A 17,614-nucleotide genomic window follows, 5' to 3' on the forward strand; every position below is an offset into this window, starting at 1 on the left:
GCCGGACGGGAGGACCTGCTGGGCATCGCCGCCGTCAACGGCCCCGCTTCCGTGGTCCTCTCCGGCGACGCGGAGGCCGTCGAGGCCGTCGGAGCCGAACTCTCCGCACGGGGGCGCAAGACCAAGCGGCTGCGCGTGAGCCACGCGTTCCACTCGCCGCGCATGGACGCGATGCTGGACGAATTCGAAACGGTCGCGAAGGGACTCACGTTCTCCGCACCCGCCATCCCGATCATTTCCACCTTGACCGGACAGCCTGCTGGCGCCGAGGACCTGACCACGCCGGAGTACTGGGTCCAGCACGTCCGCCAGCCCGTGCGGTTCCTGGACGCGGCCCGCGGCCTGGAAGCCGCTGGCGTACGGACTTTCCTGGAGCTCGGCCCGGACGGCGTGCTCAGCGCGATGGGGCAGGACTTCCTCGACGCGGGATCGCTCCTGATCCCGGTGCTGCGCGGCGGGCGCGACGAGCCGCAGACCGCCGTCACCGCCCTGGCCCACGCCCACGTACGGGGCGTGCCGGTGGACTGGCGCGCGCTGTTCGGCGAGAACGCCGGGCCGGCCGCGGACCTGCCGACCTACCCCTTCCAGCGCCAGCGCTACTGGCTCGCGGACGGGCCTGGCGGCGGCATCGCTTCGGCCGGGCTCGACTCCGCGCGGCACCCGCTGCTCGGGGCCGCGGTACCGCTGGCCGACTCCGACGGGGTGCTGTTCACCGGCCGGATTTCGGCCCGCAGCCACTCCTGGCTCGTCGACCATGCCATCGGCGGGACCCTGCTGGTCCCGGGCACAGTCTTGGTGGAGCTCGCGCTCCACGCAGGTGCCGCACTCGGCTGCGAGCGCTTGGAGGAACTGGTCCTCCAGGCACCGCTGGTCCTTCCCGACGAAGGCGCGCTCCAGCTCCAGATCACCGTCGGCGAACCCGACGGAGACGGCCGCAGGCCCGTCGCCGTCCATTCGCGCGGGGATCAGGACGGCGACGTCTGGAACCGGCACGCCGCCGGAACCGTGGTGGCCGCAGTTCACGTTGGCCCCGAGCCCGACCTCGCGTCCTGGCCTCCGGCCGGCGCCGAAACCCAGCCGGTCGAGTACCTGTACGACCGCCTGGCCGACCAGGGCTACGGCTACGGGCCGGCCTTCCAGGGCCTCCAGGCGGCATGGCGCTCGGGCGAGGACCTCTACGCTGAGGTACGGCTGCCCGTCGACACTGACGGATTCGCCTTGCACCCGGCACTGTTCGACGCCGCGCTGCACACATTGCTCCTGGAGGAGCGGGCCGAACTCCGGCTGCCCTTCTCCTTCGGCGGCGTTCAGCTGGCCAGGCCCCGGACAGACACCCTGCGGGTCAAGCTGTCGCCCGGTTCGGACGGAACGGTCGCGGTCAGCATCGCCGACGAGACGGGCGCGCCGGTCGCCGCCGTCGCATCGCTCGCTTTGCGTGCGCTGACGGAAGGACCCGCGCTGGCTCGCCCCAGCGACCAGCACGTGTACGCGGTGGAGCGGGCCGATGTGGAACTCCCCGCCAGCGGCGACGCGACCATCGCGGTCCTCGGAGAGGCCGACCTCGGATTCGCCGCCGACCACTACGCCGACCTCGCGAGCTTGGCCGCCGCGACGGCGGACGGCGCGGCCGTGCCCGACGTGGTCGTCCTTCCGGTACGCCCGGCCGCTCCGCAGGAGTGCGGCCAGGTGACGGGGGAGGTGCTGGCGGTACTGCGGCAGTGGCTCGCCGCCGACGCGCTGGCCGGAGCGCGGCTCGCTGTGGTCAGCACCGGGGAACTGGCGCACAGCGCGCTTTCCGGGCTGATGCGGACCGCCGCGGCGGAACACCCGGGACGTTTCCAGCACGTGCTCGCCGACGGTCGGCCGGCCAGCCGGGAGTTGCTGGCCGCGGCGCTGGCCGACCCCCGGCCGCAGCTCGAACTCCGCGAGGGAAGGGCCTGCGTGACCCGTCTCGCGAAGGCCCCGTACCCGGTCCGGACCCAGGACGCCGGCGACGCGTTCGACCCGGAGCACACGGTGCTGATCACCGGTGGCACCGGCGCGCTCGGCGGCCAGGTCGCCCGGCACCTGGTGACCGGCCGCGGCGCCCGGCGCCTCCTGCTCGTCAGCCGGGGAGGCGGGGCGGAGGACCTGGTCGCCGAATTGACGGCACTCGGCGCGGACGTACGGGTCGCGGCGTGCGACGCGGCCGACCGCGACGCGCTGGCCGGGCTGCTCGCCTCGATCCCGGAGGAGCACCCGCTCACCGCTGTCGTGCACGCGGCCGGCGTCGTCGAGGACGCCACGCTGGCGGCCATGAGCCCGGAGAGCCTCGCCCGGGTCTTGCGGCCGAAGGTGCAAGCCGCCTGGAATCTGCACGAGCTGACCGCTGAAACGGAGCTGACGGACTTCGTCCTCTTCTCCTCCGTCGCCGGCCTGGTCGGCAACGGTGGACAGGCGGGCTACGCCGCCGGCAACACATTCCTGGACGCGCTCGCCGAACACCGGCGCGCCGAGGGTCTGCCCGCCGTGTCCCTCGCCTGGGGCAGGTGGCAGGACGGAATGGCGAGCGACCTCGACCGGGCCGGCCGGGCCAGGCTCGCCCGCAACGGGATCCTGCCGATGCCGGCCGACCGGGCGCTCGCCGCCTTCGACGCGGCGCTGGCCGGGCCCAAGCCGCCAGCCGGCGGCGAGGCCGAGACCCGGCCGGTGCTCGCGCCGGTGGTACTCGACCTCGCGGCGCTGCGGAGCCTCGGGGACGCACTGCCCGAGCTGTACCGGGGCCTGGTGCGCACCGAACGCCGAGGGACCTCCGCTCCGGCGGAGATCCCGCTGGCGCGGAGGCTCGCCGGCCTGGACGCGGAAGCGCAGCGGCAGCTGCTGCTCGACTTCGCCAGGGAACAGGTCGGCCTCGTGCTGGCCCATCCGGCGCCGCGGACGATCGACGTCCGGCGCGGCCTGCTGGACCTCGGCTTCGACTCGCTAACCGCAGTCGAGCTCCGCAACCGGCTCAACGCCGCCACCGAGCTGCGATTGCCCAGCACGCTCGTGTTCGACCACCCGACCACCGAAGCCCTCGCCGCATACCTCCGGGACCGGCTGGTCGGCTCGACGCCGGACCCGGTCCAACAAGCACTGGACGCCTTGGAAGCCGTTATCGCCGCCCCGGACACGCCCGACGGCGCCGCCTCCGCGGGAACGACCGCCGCGCGATTGCGCAGCCTGCTCCGGATGGTGGACGGGAGCTCCGCCTCCGCGGCCCTCGCGCTGGAAACCGACGACGACCTCTTCGCGGCACTCGACAACGAACTCGGAAGGCAGACGTGAACAACGAGCAGAAACTGCGGGACTACCTGAAGCGGGCGACGGTCGACCTGCGCGAGAGCCGCCAGCGTGTCCAGGATCTCGAGGAGCGCGCTCACGAGCCGATCGCGATCGTGGGAATGGCGTGCCGCCTGCCCGGCGGGGTCGCCTCCCCGGACGACTTCTGGAAGCTGGTGAGCGCCGGGCGCGACGTGGTGAGCACCTTCCCCGAGGGCCGCGGCTGGGACCTGGAAGGGCTCTACCACCCCGATCCCGACCATCTGGGAACCTCGTACACCCGGGAAGGCGGGTTCCTGCACGACGCCGACCGATTCGATGCCGAGTTCTTCGGCATCGGCCCTCGCGAGGCGGCGGCGATGGATCCGCAGCAGCGGTTGCTGCTGGAGACGGCGTGGGAGGCTTTCGAGCACGCAGCCATCGACCCGACCGCGCTGAGGGGTTCTCGCACCGGGGTGTACGTCGGCGTCATGTACGACGACTACGGCTCGCGGCTTCCCACTGCGCCCGAAGGCTTCGAGGGCTATCTGCTGACCGGAAGCGCGGGCAGCATCGCGTCGGGCCGGTTGTCCTACACCTTCGGGCTGGAGGGGCCGGCGGTGACGGTCGACACCGCGTGCTCGTCCTCGTTGGTGTCGCTGCACCTCGCCGCTCAGGCGTTGCGTCGGGGCGAGTGCTCGATGGCGCTTGCCGGCGGCGTGACCGTCATGGCGACACCGGGCACCTTCGTAGAGTTCTCCAGGCAGCGCGGGCTGGCACCGGACGGGCGGTGCAAGGCGTTCTCTTCCTCGGCGGACGGCACGGGCTGGGCCGAGGGCGCGGGTGTACTGGTGCTGGAGCGGCTGTCCGACGCGGAGCGCAGCGGGCATCGGGTGCTGGCGGTGATCCGCGGGTCCGCGGTGAATCAGGACGGCACGAGCAGCCAGCTGACGGCGCCGAACGGGCCTTCTCAGGAGCGGGTCATCCGGGCCGCGCTGGAGGACGCTCGGCTGTTGGCGTCCGAAGTGGACGCGGTGGAGGCGCACGGCACGGGCACCCGGCTGGGCGACCCGATCGAGGCGCAGGCGCTGGTGTCCGCTTACGGCCAGGACCGCGGCGACGGCAACCCGTTGTGGCTGGGCTCGGTCAAGTCGAATATCGGGCACACGCAGGCCGCGGCGGGTGTCTCGGGCGTGATCAAGATGGTCATGGCGATGCGCGCGGGGGTGCTGCCCCCGACGTTGCACGTGGCCGAGCCGACTCCCGAGGTCGACTGGTCGGCCGGCACGGTGAAACTGCTGACGCGGGCTCAGCAGTGGCCGGAGCTGGACCGTCCGCGCCGGGCGGGGGTGTCGTCCTTCGGGATCAGCGGGACCAACGCGCACGTGATCCTCGAAGCACCGCCGCGCGACGGTGCCGCCGGGCCGGCTGCCGATGCGCACCAGCCGGAGCCGGGCGCACGGGCGCCGTGGTTGCTCTCGGCCAAGTCGGAGACCGCGCTCCGGGCACAAGCGAGCCGGATGCTGGCCTGGCTGGCCGATCACCCTGAGACAGCTGACGCCGATGTCGCCGCGGCCCTGACTTCTGCGCGCGCTCAGTTGCATCGGCGTGCTGCGGTGCTCGGCGCCAACCGGGCCGAGGTGCTCGCCGGGCTCAGGGCCTTGGCCGCGGGGTCGCCGTCGCCGCATGTCGTGTCCGGTGGTGCCGCCACCGGCGAGACGGCCTTCCTGTTCACCGGTTCCGGCGCGCAACGGGTCGGCATGGGCGCCGGGCTGGCGGCCGCGTTCCCGGTCTTCGCCGCGGCCCTCGACGAGGTGTGCGCGGAATTCGATTCCCTGCTCGGCGTATCGCTGCGCGAGGTGATGTTCGACGGGACCGATGGCACCGGGAGCAGCGCTGGCGACACCGAGGCCATGGCCCCGCTGCACCGGACGGAATTCACCCAGCCCGCGCTGTTCGCGTTCGAGGTTGCGCTGTACCGCCTCTTGGAGTCGTTCGGCGTGACCCCGGACGTAGTCGCCGGGCATTCGGGCGGCGAGCTGGCCGCGGTCTACGTGGCCGGGGTGTGGTCGCTGGCCGACGCGTGCCGGCTCATCGCCGCCCGCGGCCGGTTGATGGGCGCGCTGCCGAGCGAGGGAGCGATGCTCGCCGCCGCGGTGTCGGAGGAGCGGGCGCTGGAACTGGTCGCGGACGGGACAGTTTCGGTGGCGGCCGTGAACGCGCCTGAGGCGACGGTGTTCTCCGGCGAGAGCGCGGCGATCGCCGCGCTGGAAGACCGGCTGGTCGCCGAGGGGGTGAAGACGAACCGGCTGGCGATCGATCTCGCCGCCCATTCGGCGTTGATCGATCCGATGCTCGCCGAGTACGAGCAGGTCGCCGGCTCGGTGGCGTATCAGGAGCCGCGAATCGGCGTGTGTTCCACGGTGTCCGGCGCGCCGATCGGTCCCGAACTGCTGACGCCGCGGTATTGGGTGCGGCAGGTGCGCGAAGCCGTGCGATTCGCCCCGGCGGTGCAGTCGCTCGCCGACGCCGGCGTGCGCCGGTTCATCGAGGTGGGTCCGGACGCGGTGCTGGCGGCGATGACCAGCCAAACACTGAGCGACGAGGTGGAGTCGAGGTCGCTGGTCGCCGCGGCGTCCCGGCGCGGCGTCGACGAGAGCGACCACTTCCTCCGGTTGCTCGCCGAGGCCCACTGTTCGGGCATCGCCGTCGACTGGGCGCCGTTGCTGCGCGGGGGAGCGGTCACCCACGTCGACCTGCCTTTCTACGCGTTCCAGCGCCGCAGCTACTGGGTACAGCCCGACAGCGGTGCGCTCGGCGACTTGGGCAGCGCTGGTCTCGCCGCGCTCGAGCACCCGATGCTGCGCGTCGCCGCGCCGCTCGCCGGTCGCGACGAATGGCTGTTCAGCGGCAGGTTGTCGACCACCGACCAGCCGTGGATCGCCGACCACACGGCCTTCGGAGCGGTGCTGCTGCCCGGCACCGGGTTCGTGGAGCTCGCGCTGACCGCGGGCCGCCGCCTGGAACTGCCCGTCGTGGACGAACTCGTCCTTTCGGCTCCGCTGCTGTTCGACGGCGCCGCTGCCGTGGACGTGCAGGTCTCGGCGTCCGAACTCGACCACACCGGCCGTCGGCGCCTGTCGATCCACTCGCGTGCCGTCACCGCGCAGTCCGATCTCGGCGAGCAGGACTGGACGCTGCACGCCACCTGCGTCCTCGCCCCCGCGGACGGAGCGACACCGGCCTGGACCGACCCCGACTGGCCGCCGGTCGACGGCACTCCGATCGACGCGACGCGACTGTACGACCGGCTCGCCGACCTGGGATTCGGCTACGGCCCGAACTTCGACAACGTGCAGTCCGCTTGGTCCAGCGGTGACGACGTGTTCGCCGAGGTGGCCCTCGACGAGACGGCAGCGGGCCGGGCGGCGCGTTTCGGGGTGCACCCGGCGCTGCTGGACGCGATCTTCCACCCTGCTCTCGACGGACTCGCCGATGAATTGCCCGACGGCCGGCTGCCGCTGCCGTTCTCGTTCGGCGGCGTCCGGGTGTTCCAGCCAGGCGCCGCCGCGGTCCGAGCCCGCATCAGGCGGTTGGGTCCCGGGAAGGTGCGCGTCGACGCCTGCGACGCGGCCGGTGCCGCGGTGCTGTCGGTCGACGCCGTGCTCGCCCGTCCCGCGGATGCGCGTTCTGTCGCCGGTGCCAGCAGCCCGCTCTACGCTCTCGACTGGACGCCGGTGACGGCACCGGCGGGGCCGGACCGGCGCCTGGTCGCACTGGGCCGACCCGTCGCGGGGTGCGCCGAGACGTTCGACGATGTCGCGGCGTTCGCGACAGCCGAGGGCCAGCCGGGCACGACTGTCGTCTGGTCGCCCGAAACGGCGCCGGCGGACGGCGAGGTCCCCGGGACTGTCCGCACGGTCGTGCACAACGCCCTCGCGGTGCTGCGCGACTGGTTCACCGAACCGGCCTGCGCCGACTCGACGCTGATCGTGCTGACCTGCAATGGCGCGGGTTTGCCCGGCGAGACGCCAGATCTCGCGGCGGCGGCCGTCCGCGGCCTGGTGCGCAGTGCGCAAGCGGAACATCCGGGTCGCGTCGTGAACGCCGACCTCGACGACTGGGACCTCGCGGACCTGCCCCAGCGGATCGCCGCCGCGGCTGCCGCGGACGAACCGCAGCTCGCGATCCGGGACGGGGCCACGCTGGTGCCGCGGCTGATTCGGGCGACCGCCGTCGAATCGGCCACCGAGTCCTTCGGCGACGGCACGGTCCTGATCACCGGCGGCGCGGGAGGTCTGGCCGCCGTCACCGCCCGGCACCTGGTCGCCCAGCACGGGGTGCGCAGGCTGCTGCTGGCCTCGCGCCGCGGCTCGGACGCGCCGGGCGTCGCCGAACTGGCCGCCGAACTGACCGCGCTGGGCGCGGGCGTACGCGTCGCCGCGTGCGATGTCAGCGATCGCGCCTCGGTGGCGGCGCTGCTGGACTCCGTGCCCGAGCACGAGCCGCTGACCGCGGTCGTGCACACCGCCGGTGTGGTCGACGACGGCACCATCGAAACATTGACCGCCGAGCAGGTGGACCGGGTGCTCGCCCCGAAGGTCGATGCCGCTTGGCATCTGCACGAGCTCACCCGCGACCTGGACCTGTCGGCGTTCGTGCTGTTCTCGTCCGCCGCGCCGCTGCTCGGCGGGCAGGGCCAGGGCAACTACGCGGCCGCGAACGCGACGATGGACGCGCTCGCCAGGACGCGTCGCAGCGCCGGTCTGCCCGCGCATTCGCTCGCGTGGGGATTGTGGAAGCTCGGCATGGCCGAGGCGTTGAACGACCAAGGCGGCGAACATCTGGAGCGTCAGATCCGCACTCGCCTCGGGCTGTCCCCGATCGAGCCGGACACCGGCATGCGGATGTTCGACAACGCGTTGGCCACCGGCGAGCCCCTGCTGATGGCCGCGCTGCTCGACACTCCCGCTCTCACGGCGCTGGGCCGGCTCGGCACGCTGCCCGCGGTGCTGCGCGGCCTGATCCAGGTGCCGTCCCGCGGCCGGGTCGCCGACAGCCCGTTGCGCCAGCGGTTGCTCGACGCTCCCGCCGACCAGTGGGAAGAGCTGATCCGCACTGAGGTCCGCGCGCTGGCCGCCGTGGTGCTCGGCCACGAGTCGGCCGACGCCATCGACCCCGAAACCCCGTTCGCGAAACTGGGCTTCGACTCGCTCGGCGGAGTCGAGTTCCGCAACAAGCTGACCGCCGCCACCGGTGTTCAGCTCCCGTCCACGCTGGTGTTCGACTATCCCACCGCAACCGCTGTCGCGGGCTTCCTGCGCACCCGGGTCGACGGTTCGGAGCCCGCGCGGTCGCGCCCCGCCCCGGCCAGGCCCAAGGCCCGGGCCGACGAGCCGATCGCGATCGTCGGGATGAGCTGCCGGTACCCCGGCGGCGCCGACAATCCCGAGCAGTTCTGGGAACTGCTCGCCGGGGGAGTCGACGCGATCGTCCCGATCCCGGGCGACCGCGGCTGGGACGCCGACCGCCTGTACGACCCTGAACTCGGCAAGCCCGGCAAGATCAACGCACGCGAAGGCGGATTCCTGCGCGGCGCGGGCGATTTCGACGCCGCCTTCTTCGGGATCGCACCCCGTGAGGCAGCGGCGATGGACCCGCAGCAGCGGTTGATGCTCGAGGCGTCCTGGGAGGCGCTCGAAGACGCCGGCATCGATCCGACCTCGCTGCGGGGCAGCGACACCGGGGTGTACGCGGGCGTCATGTACCAGGACTACGGCCACTCGGCGCGCGAGGCCGACGACGCTGCGGCAGGCGGCTATCTGGTGACCGGATCGGCCGGCAGCGTCGTCTCCGGCCGGGTGTCCTACGCGCTCGGGCTGGAAGGCCCCGCGGTGACGGTGGACACGGCGTGTTCGTCGTCCCTGGTGGCCTTGCATCTGGCGGTACAGGCATTGCGCGCCGGGGACGCGTCGCTGGTCCTGGCCGGCGGGGCGACCGTCATGTCGACTCCGCTGCTGTTCGTGGAGTTCTCCCGGCAGCGGGCGCTGGCGCCGGACGGGCGCTGCAAGGCGTTCGCCGGCGCCGCGGACGGCGTCTCGTGGGCCGAAGGCGTCGGGGTGCTCGCCCTCGAGCGGCTGTCCGACGCACAGCGCAACGGGCGTCCGGTGCTGGCCGTGATCCGGGGCAGCGCCATCAACCAGGACGGCGCGAGCAACGGCCTGGCCGCGCCGAACGGTCCGTCCCAGGAGCGGGTGATCGCACAGGCGCTCGCCAGCGCGGGGATGGCCGCGGCCGAGGTGGACGCGGTGGAGGCGCACGGCACCGGCACGACGCTCGGCGACCCGATCGAGGCGCAGGCGCTGATCAACGCCTACGGGCAGGATCGCGCCGAACCGCTGCGGATCGGGTCGTTGAAGTCGAACATCGGGCACACGCAGGCTGCCGCCGGGGTCGCCGGCGTGATCAAGATGGTGCAGGCGCTGCGGCACGAGATGCTGCCGCCCAGCTTGCATGTCGACGCGCCCTCGCCGCACGTGGACTGGTCGGCGGGCGCGGTGCGGATCCTGACCGAGGCCGAGCCGTGGCCGGCGGGGGAGCGTCCGCGCCGGGCAGGAGTGTCGTCGTTCGGGCTCAGCGGGACCAACGCGCACGTGATCCTCGAAGAGGCGCCCGCGGTTCCGCCGCGGCCGGCGGATCTGCCGCGCCCGGCGGCCATGCCGTTGCTGCTGTCCGCGCGGACGACTGCCGCGCTGCGGACCCAAGCGCGCCGTCTCTGCGACGCGCTGCGCGAACGCCCGGACCTCGACCTGACCGACGTCGCGGTGACGCTGGCGCTGCACCGGGCGAGGTTCGATCAGCGTGCCGCCGTCGTGGGTTCGGACCGGGAGAGCCTGCTGGCGGCCTTGGCGCGGCTGGCAGCCGACGAGCCAGGACCAGGCATCGTCGACGGCACCGTCCAGGCGGGCAAGACCGCGTTCCTGTTCACCGGTCAGGGAGCGCAGCGGATCGGCATGGGCGCCGGGCTGTACCAGGAGTTCCCGGCTTTCGCGGCCGCGCTCGACGAGGTGTGCGCGGAATTCGACGCACACCTGGGGCAGTCGCTGCGGGAGGTGATGTTCGGACCGATCGGCGCGACTCTGCTGGACCGCACCGAGTACACGCAGCCCGCGTTGTTCGCGTTCGAGGTCGCGATGTATCGCCTCGCCGAGTCGCTGGGCGTGACGCCGGACGCGGTGGCCGGGCATTCGATCGGAGAGCTGGCCGCGGCGTACGTGGCCGGGGTGTGGTCGTTGCCCGACGCGTGTCGGCTTGTCGCGGCCCGCGGGCGATTGATGGGAGCACTGCCGCCGAGCGGCAGCATGCTGGCCGCCGCGGTGCCGGAGGAGCGGGCCGTGGAGCTGCTGGCGGCGGAGAACGCCGACGCGGTCTCGCTGGCCGCGGTGAACGCTCCCGATTCGGTGGTCTTCTCCGGAACCGTCGAGGCGGTGTCGGCGATCGAGTCGAGGTTGGCGGCTGAGGGCGTCAAGACCAGCAGGCTGCGAGTGAGCCACGCGTTCCACTCCGCCTTGATGGATCCGATGCTGGCCGAATTCGCGGAGATCGCCGCGGGCCTGACGTATCACGAGCCGCGGATACCCTTGTGTTCCACGGTTTCCGGCGCGTTCGCCGACGATTCGCTTGGCACGCCCGAATACTGGGTGCGGCAGGTGCGCGAGACAGTGCGCTTCGCCCCGGCGGTGCGGTCGCTGCTGGATTCGGGTGCGAGCCTGTTCGTCGAGCTGGGCCCGGACGCGGTGCTGACGGCCATGGCCCGCGCCACGCTGACGGCGGATCTTTCAGCGCGCGCAGCAGTGGTCGCGGGATCCCGTCGTACAGTCGCTGAACCTGAGCAGTTCGCCACCGCGCTGGCCACCGCCCACTGCGCGGGCCGGCCGGTGCAGTGGACGACCTACTTCGGACCCCGACCGCAGCCCCAGATCGCGTTGCCCACCTATCCCTTCCAGCACGAACGATTCTGGCTGCTGCCCGCGGAGAACGCGGCGCCGCTCGCCGGTGCCGACTCCGCCGACCATCCGCTGCTGCACGCTCAGGTGCAGCTCGCCGGCAAGGACGAGTGGCTGTTCACCGGCAGGCCGTCGCTGCGCACGCATCCCTGGCTCGCCGACCACGCTGTCTTCGACACGGTCTTGATGCCAGGAGCCGGATTCGTGGAACTGGCTCTGGCCGCCGGCACCCGCCTCGGCGTGCCGAGCCTGACGGAACTGGAGCTCGCGGCACCGTTGATCCTCACGACCGAGAGCGCGGCGGATCTTCAGCTCGCCGTGGGCGAACCCGACGCCGACGGACGCCGGACGGTGGCCATCCACACCCGCTCCGACGACGTCTGGGTGCTGCACGCCCGCGGTCTGCTCGCGCCCGCGGCGCCGGCCGCTGAGCCGAGCTGGTCCCAGGCGTGGCCTCCAGTTGACGGCGATCCGGTCGACGGGCAGCAGGTGTATCGCGCGCTCGGCGACGTCGGCTTCGGGTACGGCCCGGTCTTCCAGGGCGTTCGGGCCGCGTGGTCGCGTGGGGAGGAAGTGTTCGCCGACCTGGCACTCGACACTGACACCGCGTCGCGCGCCACCGCTTTCGGACTGCATCCGGCACTGCTGGACGCGGTGCTGCACGCGGCCGTCGGCCAGCTCGCCGAGGGCGAGCATGACGACCGGGTGCCGCTTCCGTTCGCCTTCGAGGGTGTCCAGCTGGCACAGTCCGGCGCAGCTGCCTTGCGCGCCCGCGTCACCCGCATCGCATCGGACACGTTCCGGGTGGAGGCGGTGGACGCGACCGGTGCGCTCGTGCTGAGCATCGAGTCGGTGCGGGTCCGCCCGCTTGAGCGGCAGGCACTGGCCCGGCTGCGCGGCGCGGCGCCGTTGTTCGACGTCGAGTGGATTGCCATGCCCGCCGTCCGCAAAGCGGGCACCCCGCGCGTCGTGGTGCTCGGCGACCCGGCGGCTGTCGAAGCCGCCGAGCCCCCGGCCTGCGGTGCCGATCTCGCGGAAGTCGTTGCGCTGCATGATGTTCCCGACCTGGTGGTCTGGTCGGCGCCCTGCCGCATCGACGCCGGCGCGGCGGACGTCCACGCAGCCGTGCTGACGACGCTCGCGCTGCTGCAGGACTGGATTAGCGCCGAACACCCCGGCCGGCTCGTGATCCTGACGCGCATGGCCGCCGGTCTGCCCGGCGAGGAGCCCGATTTGGCCGGGGCCGCGGTGGCGGGTCTGGTGCGCAGCGCACAGTCCGAGCACCCGGGCCGGTTCCTGCTTGTCGACCACGACGGAGACGCTCTGCCGGTCGAATCGCTCGCCGGCGCCGCGGCCCAGGACGAGCCGTACTTGGCGGTCCGCGAAGGCCGGTTCCTGGCTCCGCGATTGCAGGCGGTGCCCGTCACCGAACCGGGCGTGCCGCCGTCGTTCGACCACGGCACGGTGCTCATCACCGGCGGCATGAGCGGCATCGGCGCGATCGTCGCCCGCCATCTGGTCACCGCACACGGCGCACGACGGCTGCTGCTGGTGTCGCGGCGCGGCGCGGCCGCGGACGGTGCCGCCGAACTGGTCGCCGAGCTGACCGATCTCGGTGCCCGGGTCCAGATCGCGGCGTGCGACGTCACCGACCGCTCCGCGGTCCAAGCCCTGCTGGCTGGCATCGAACCCGACGCTCCGCTGATCGCCGTCATCCACTCGGCGGCCATCCTGGAGGACGGCACGATCGACACCCTCACTCCCGCGCAGACGACCCGGGTGCTGGCGCCGAAAGTCGATGCGGCGCTGAACTTGCACGAGCTGACCCGTGACCTGGATCTGTCGGCGTTCGTGCTGTTCTCGTCCGCGGCGCCGTTGCTCGGCGGGCAAGGACAGGGCAACTACGCCGCCGCGAACGGCGTGGTGGACGCACTGGCCCGCATGCGGCGCAGCGCGGGTCTGCCCGCGCACTCGCTCGCCTGGGGGGTGTGGACTGTCGGCTTGGCGGAAGCGCTCGCGGGGGAGGGCGCCGAGCAGCACGCCCGCCAGATCCGGACCAGGCTGGGCCTGACCCGGATCGACCCGGAGTCCGGGATGGCGTTGTTCGACAACGCACTCGCGACCGACCGGGCGACTCCGATGACCGCACTGGTGGACACAGTGGCGCTCACCGCCCTGGCGCGCGGCGGCACATTGCCCGCGGTGCTGCGAGGCATGGTCCGGGTTCCCGAGGCCGCCGCGAGCGCCAGCGTCAGCCTGGCACGGCAGCTGGCCGCATTGCCCGACACCGACCGCGACGAGGTGATCGCGCGTGAGGTGCGCAACGTCGCCGCAGCGGTCCTCGGGCACCTGTCCGGCGACGCGATCGACCCGGACGCGCCGTTCACCGAACTCGGTTTCGACTCCCTCGGAGCCGTCGAATTCCGGAACCGGCTCGCACAGCTGACCGGGCTGACGTTGCCGTCGACGCTGATCTTCGACCATCCGACCGCCGCTGATGTCTCGAAACTGGTCCGGTCGCGGATCGAAGAATCCGACACCGGTGCGGTCGGGCAGACGCCGGCCGGCGTGCGCGGCACGATCACCGGCCTGGTGTCGGCGGCGCACCGCCGCGGCGAGCTGGCCGGGGCGATGCCGCTGCTGACCGCGAGCTCGGCCCTGATGACCAGGTACCTCGCCGGCGAGGCCGCCGCGCAGCGTCCGGCCGCGCAGGTCCTGGCGCGCGGAGCCGCGGCGCCGGCCCTGATCTGCATCCCGTCGTTCCTGCCGGGATCGGGTCCGCACCAGTTCGCGCGCCTTGCCCGCGAACTGAGCGGCGAGCGGCAGGTCAGCGCGTTGCGGTTGCCCGGCACCCGGGCCGGCGACGACCTGCCGCCGACCTGGGCGGCGTTGATCGAGAGCCTCGCCGCGGCCGTGGCATCGGAACTCGAGCGAAACCCGGTGGCGCTCATCGGCTATTCGGCAGGCGGCGCGATCGCCCACGCGGTCGCCCGGCGGCTGGAAGACGACGGCGGCGAGCTCACGGGTGTCGCGATGATCGACACTTACTCGCCGGAGGCTCTCGAACTCAACCGCCTCGTGCTCACTGACGCGCTGGGACAGATCCTGTCCCGAGGCAACGAACTGACCCCCGTCGACGACCACGGCTTGGTCGCCATGGCCGGCTATTTGCGGATCTATCCCGAGCGCGAGGCCAGGGCGCTCGCCGCGCCGACGCTGAATCTGCGGGCCAGCATGACGCTGAGCAGTTTCGGAGACGCCGACGCCGTCCCCGAATGGCAACACCGCGGACCGATCGAGCACATCGAGGCAGACCACTTCTCGATCATCGAGGAGCAGGCGCCGAAGACCGCCGCGCATCTCCGGCGCTGGCTCGATTCGCTCAGCGGCCAGTGAGGTCCGAACCGTCGGAGCGGAGGAACGAAGAAACCTGAACGCCCTGCCCAGCCACAGCGGCCGATATCCGTCGAATCGGTCCGAGGCGGCAGGAAACCGGGATAGCGCAGCTTTCACTCAGCACAGAGAGTGCGTGATTATCGGGTGCCGATTTGTCGGAAGAATCGAGAGTTACGTCAAGCGGGCGAAGGTGGCCCACCGCGGAAGGAAAGTTATGAAACTTGGCGCCGGTCTGGGCATCAGGAGCATCGGGACGTGGTTTCCCGCCACCTCGGAGAGCGTGCAGGACGCGCTTTCGGCTGGACGGTTGACCGACAAAGAGGCCGCCGACTCGGGAATCGCGGCGTTGCCGGTCAGTCCCGATCTCTCGCCCCCTGAGATGGCTGTACTGGCCGCCGAGGACGCCGCCCTCGGCGAACCGGCCGACCGCGCGAAGATCGGCTTGGTGATCCACTCGTGGATTCACCATCAAGGACACGATATCTGGTCGCCCGCACACTACATAGCGCATGCGGTGGGCGCCGATTCCGCCGCTGCGCTGGGTATCCAGGCCATGTGCAACGGAAGCGCCGCCGCGTGGGAGGCGGCCGCGGCGTATTTGCTGGCCGACCCGACGGTCGACGCGGTGCTCACGACTACCGCCGACAGGTTCGACGACCAAGCCTTCGATCGTTGGTCCGGCGATGTCGGCGTGCATTACGGCGACGGTGCTACTGCGTCGGTTCTCGCGCGCAGGGACGATACTCGTGATGCGTTGACGCTCTTGGCCATCGGCACTGAAACGGTTTCCGCCGTAGAAGGCCTGCACCGCGGAGACGATCCTTTTACAGTGGCACCGCGCGTCATCAGTCCGCGAATTGACGTTCGCCGGACGAAGAAGGCGTTTCTCGAGAAATACGGAGCGGACAGGTTTCTCGTCGCGGCGCGCACTGCCCTGCGCGCAGTGGTCGAAAAAACGCTGCAGGAAGCCGGAATCGAGGCCTCGGATCCGCGGTTGCGCTACCTGGCGCTGCCGCGAGTGGGCAGGAAAGTGCGGGTGGCCACTTATCATCGGGCGTTGCAAGGACATGTCGGGGCCGAAATCCTGGACCTCGGCGCGAAGACGGGGCATTTAGGGGCAGGCGATCTGGTGGCCAACTGCGCCGAACTGGCGGTGCTGCTGGAACCCGGGCAGCTCGCCCTCGTGATCAACGCCGGCGGCGGCGCCGGGCTGAGCTGCGCCGTAGTGCGACGACCGGAAGGCGCGGCCGAGGGATCGCACGGGTAAGCGAGGTCGGAGACGCGACGCGGGCGCCGGGACGCCGCTGGGATCGACACCCCAGCGGAGTGCCGGTGCCTGCCGTTGCTGTGGCGGGAAGCTGTGGATTTCCTTGCGGCGGCAACCGCCCGCGGAGTTATGCGGCCGCGTCTGCCCGGGCCTGGGGGAGCGCGAGGGTTTCTTCGCGGGTTCGGCGGGCCAGGACGGTCGCGATGGCGCGCCGAGCGAACACCGGAAAGTCCGAAAGACCAGTTTCCGGAAACCGTTGCCCGGTAGCGGTCTCTCAGCCGGACCGAAGCCGCCGACAGCTCTGCCGCCAGCCGGACACCTGCTTCGCCGGGCTCGGGCGATGCAGCGTCAGCCGTGCAGGCGTACCGGGAGCTCGCGGAGACCGTGCACGAGCAAGCCGTCCCGCCACTGGGCGGTGAATGCCTCGTCCGCGAGCGCGAGCTTCGGGAAACGTCGCAGGAGCTCCGTGAAGGCGATATCGGCCTCCAACCGGGCCAGCGGGGTGCCGACACAGTTGTGGATGCCGTGGCCGAAAGCCAAGTGCCCGGAGGCGTCCCGGTCGATGAGCAGCGTTTCGGGATCGTGGAAGTGGTCCGGATCCCGGTTCATCGCGCCGACAGCGACGTAGACGATTTCCCCCGCCGGTATGTCGGTGTCGCCGATGCGGACCGGCTCGGCGGTATAGCGCGCGGTGGACCACCGGACCGGGCCTTCGTAGCGCAGAAACTCTTCCACCGCGTTCGGCACTCGGCTCAGGTCAGCCCGCAGCGCCTCGAACTGGGCGGGGTTGCGCAGCAGCGCGTGCACGCCGTTGCCGATCAGGTTCACCATCGTCTCGTGGCCGGCGACCAGCAGCAGGAACGCCATTCCCACCAGTTCCCGCTCAGTGAGGCGGTCGCCGTCGTCGTGGGCGCGAACCAGCGCCGACAGGAGATCCTCGCCGGGCTCGCCGCGCTTGGCCTCGATCAGCTGCTGCAGGTATCGCGTCATCACCTCGGCCGTCGTGCTGCGCTCCTCGACCGTGTTGCTGGAAACGTCGCTGAGCATCAGCCGCGTCCGGGCCTGGAAGTCGGCGCGGTCCTCGAACGGAATCCCCAGCAGTTCGCAGATCACGGCGACCGGGAGCGGATTCGCGAATGCCCGCAGCAGGTCGACCTCGGCGCGGGTGTCCATCTCGTCGAGGAACCCGCTGGTGATCTCCTCGATGCGCGGCCGCATCGCCGCGACCCGCCGCGAGGTGAACGTCTTGTTGACCAGCTTCCGCAGGCGGGTGTGATCCGGCGGGTCGCTGTTGAGCATGTGCACCGCGATGTCCGGCATGGTGGTCATGGCGGCGTCGGGCGACTGGCGGCGCAAGACCTCGTGGAATCGGGAGGAGTCCTTGCGCAATCGAGGATCCGCGAGGGCTTCCCGGCCCTCCTCGTAACCGGTGACCACCCAGCACGCGAAACCCGCGGGGAGCTGGACATGACGAACCGGCCCGTCTTCCCGCCATTGGCGGTAGTACTTGTGCGGGTCGCCCTGAAAATCGGCACCCGCCAATTCGGTCCGGGCGAAAGCGCCTGTGTCGGCCATGCTGTCCTCGCTGTCCTGTGTCCAGGCTCCGGTCACGGGAACGACGCTAGCGGAGCCTTTCGCCGGGTCTCCAGTAGACCTTTGTCGTACC

General features: G+C 71.7%; 4 protein-coding genes (1 of these 4 running past the window's edge). 3 read left to right on the forward strand and 1 reads right to left on the reverse strand.

Annotated elements, in window-relative coordinates; genetic code table 11:
* The 3 genes from AB5I40_RS00730 to AB5I40_RS00740 form a co-directional block, all read left to right on the forward strand.
* Nucleotides 1–3,306 carry the final stretch of an SDR family NAD(P)-dependent oxidoreductase gene (locus AB5I40_RS00730; protein WP_370936455.1) on the forward strand. 15,207 nt of this gene lie to the left of the window's left edge, so only the last 3,306 of its 18,513 coding nucleotides appear in the window; its start codon lies off the left edge, out of view; its stop codon occupies nucleotides 3,304–3,306.
* A complete protein-coding gene (locus AB5I40_RS00735) occupies nucleotides 3,303–14,681 on the forward strand; it encodes an SDR family NAD(P)-dependent oxidoreductase (RefSeq protein ID WP_370936456.1) in 11,379 nt (3,792 codons plus the stop codon). Before AB5I40_RS00730 ends, AB5I40_RS00735 begins: the two co-directional genes overlap by 4 nt.
* Nucleotides 14,682–14,895: 214 nt before the next feature.
* Nucleotides 14,896–15,948 (forward strand): 3-oxoacyl-ACP synthase, encoded by a 1,053-nt coding sequence (locus AB5I40_RS00740; RefSeq protein ID WP_370936457.1) that lies wholly within the window; start codon nucleotides 14,896–14,898, stop codon nucleotides 15,946–15,948.
* Nucleotides 15,949–16,296: 348 nt separating this feature from the next.
* Here the strand turns inward: AB5I40_RS00740 and AB5I40_RS00745 are convergent, their stop codons facing one another.
* On the reverse strand, nucleotides 16,297–17,559 hold the full coding sequence (locus AB5I40_RS00745) for a cytochrome P450 (protein WP_370936458.1): 1,263 nt from the start codon (nucleotides 17,557–17,559) through the stop codon (nucleotides 16,297–16,299).
* Nucleotides 17,560–17,614 lie beyond the last annotated feature (55 nt).

The sequence above is a fragment of the Amycolatopsis sp. cg13 genome, from assembly GCF_041346965.1.
GTDB lineage: Bacteria > Actinomycetota > Actinomycetes > Mycobacteriales > Pseudonocardiaceae > Amycolatopsis.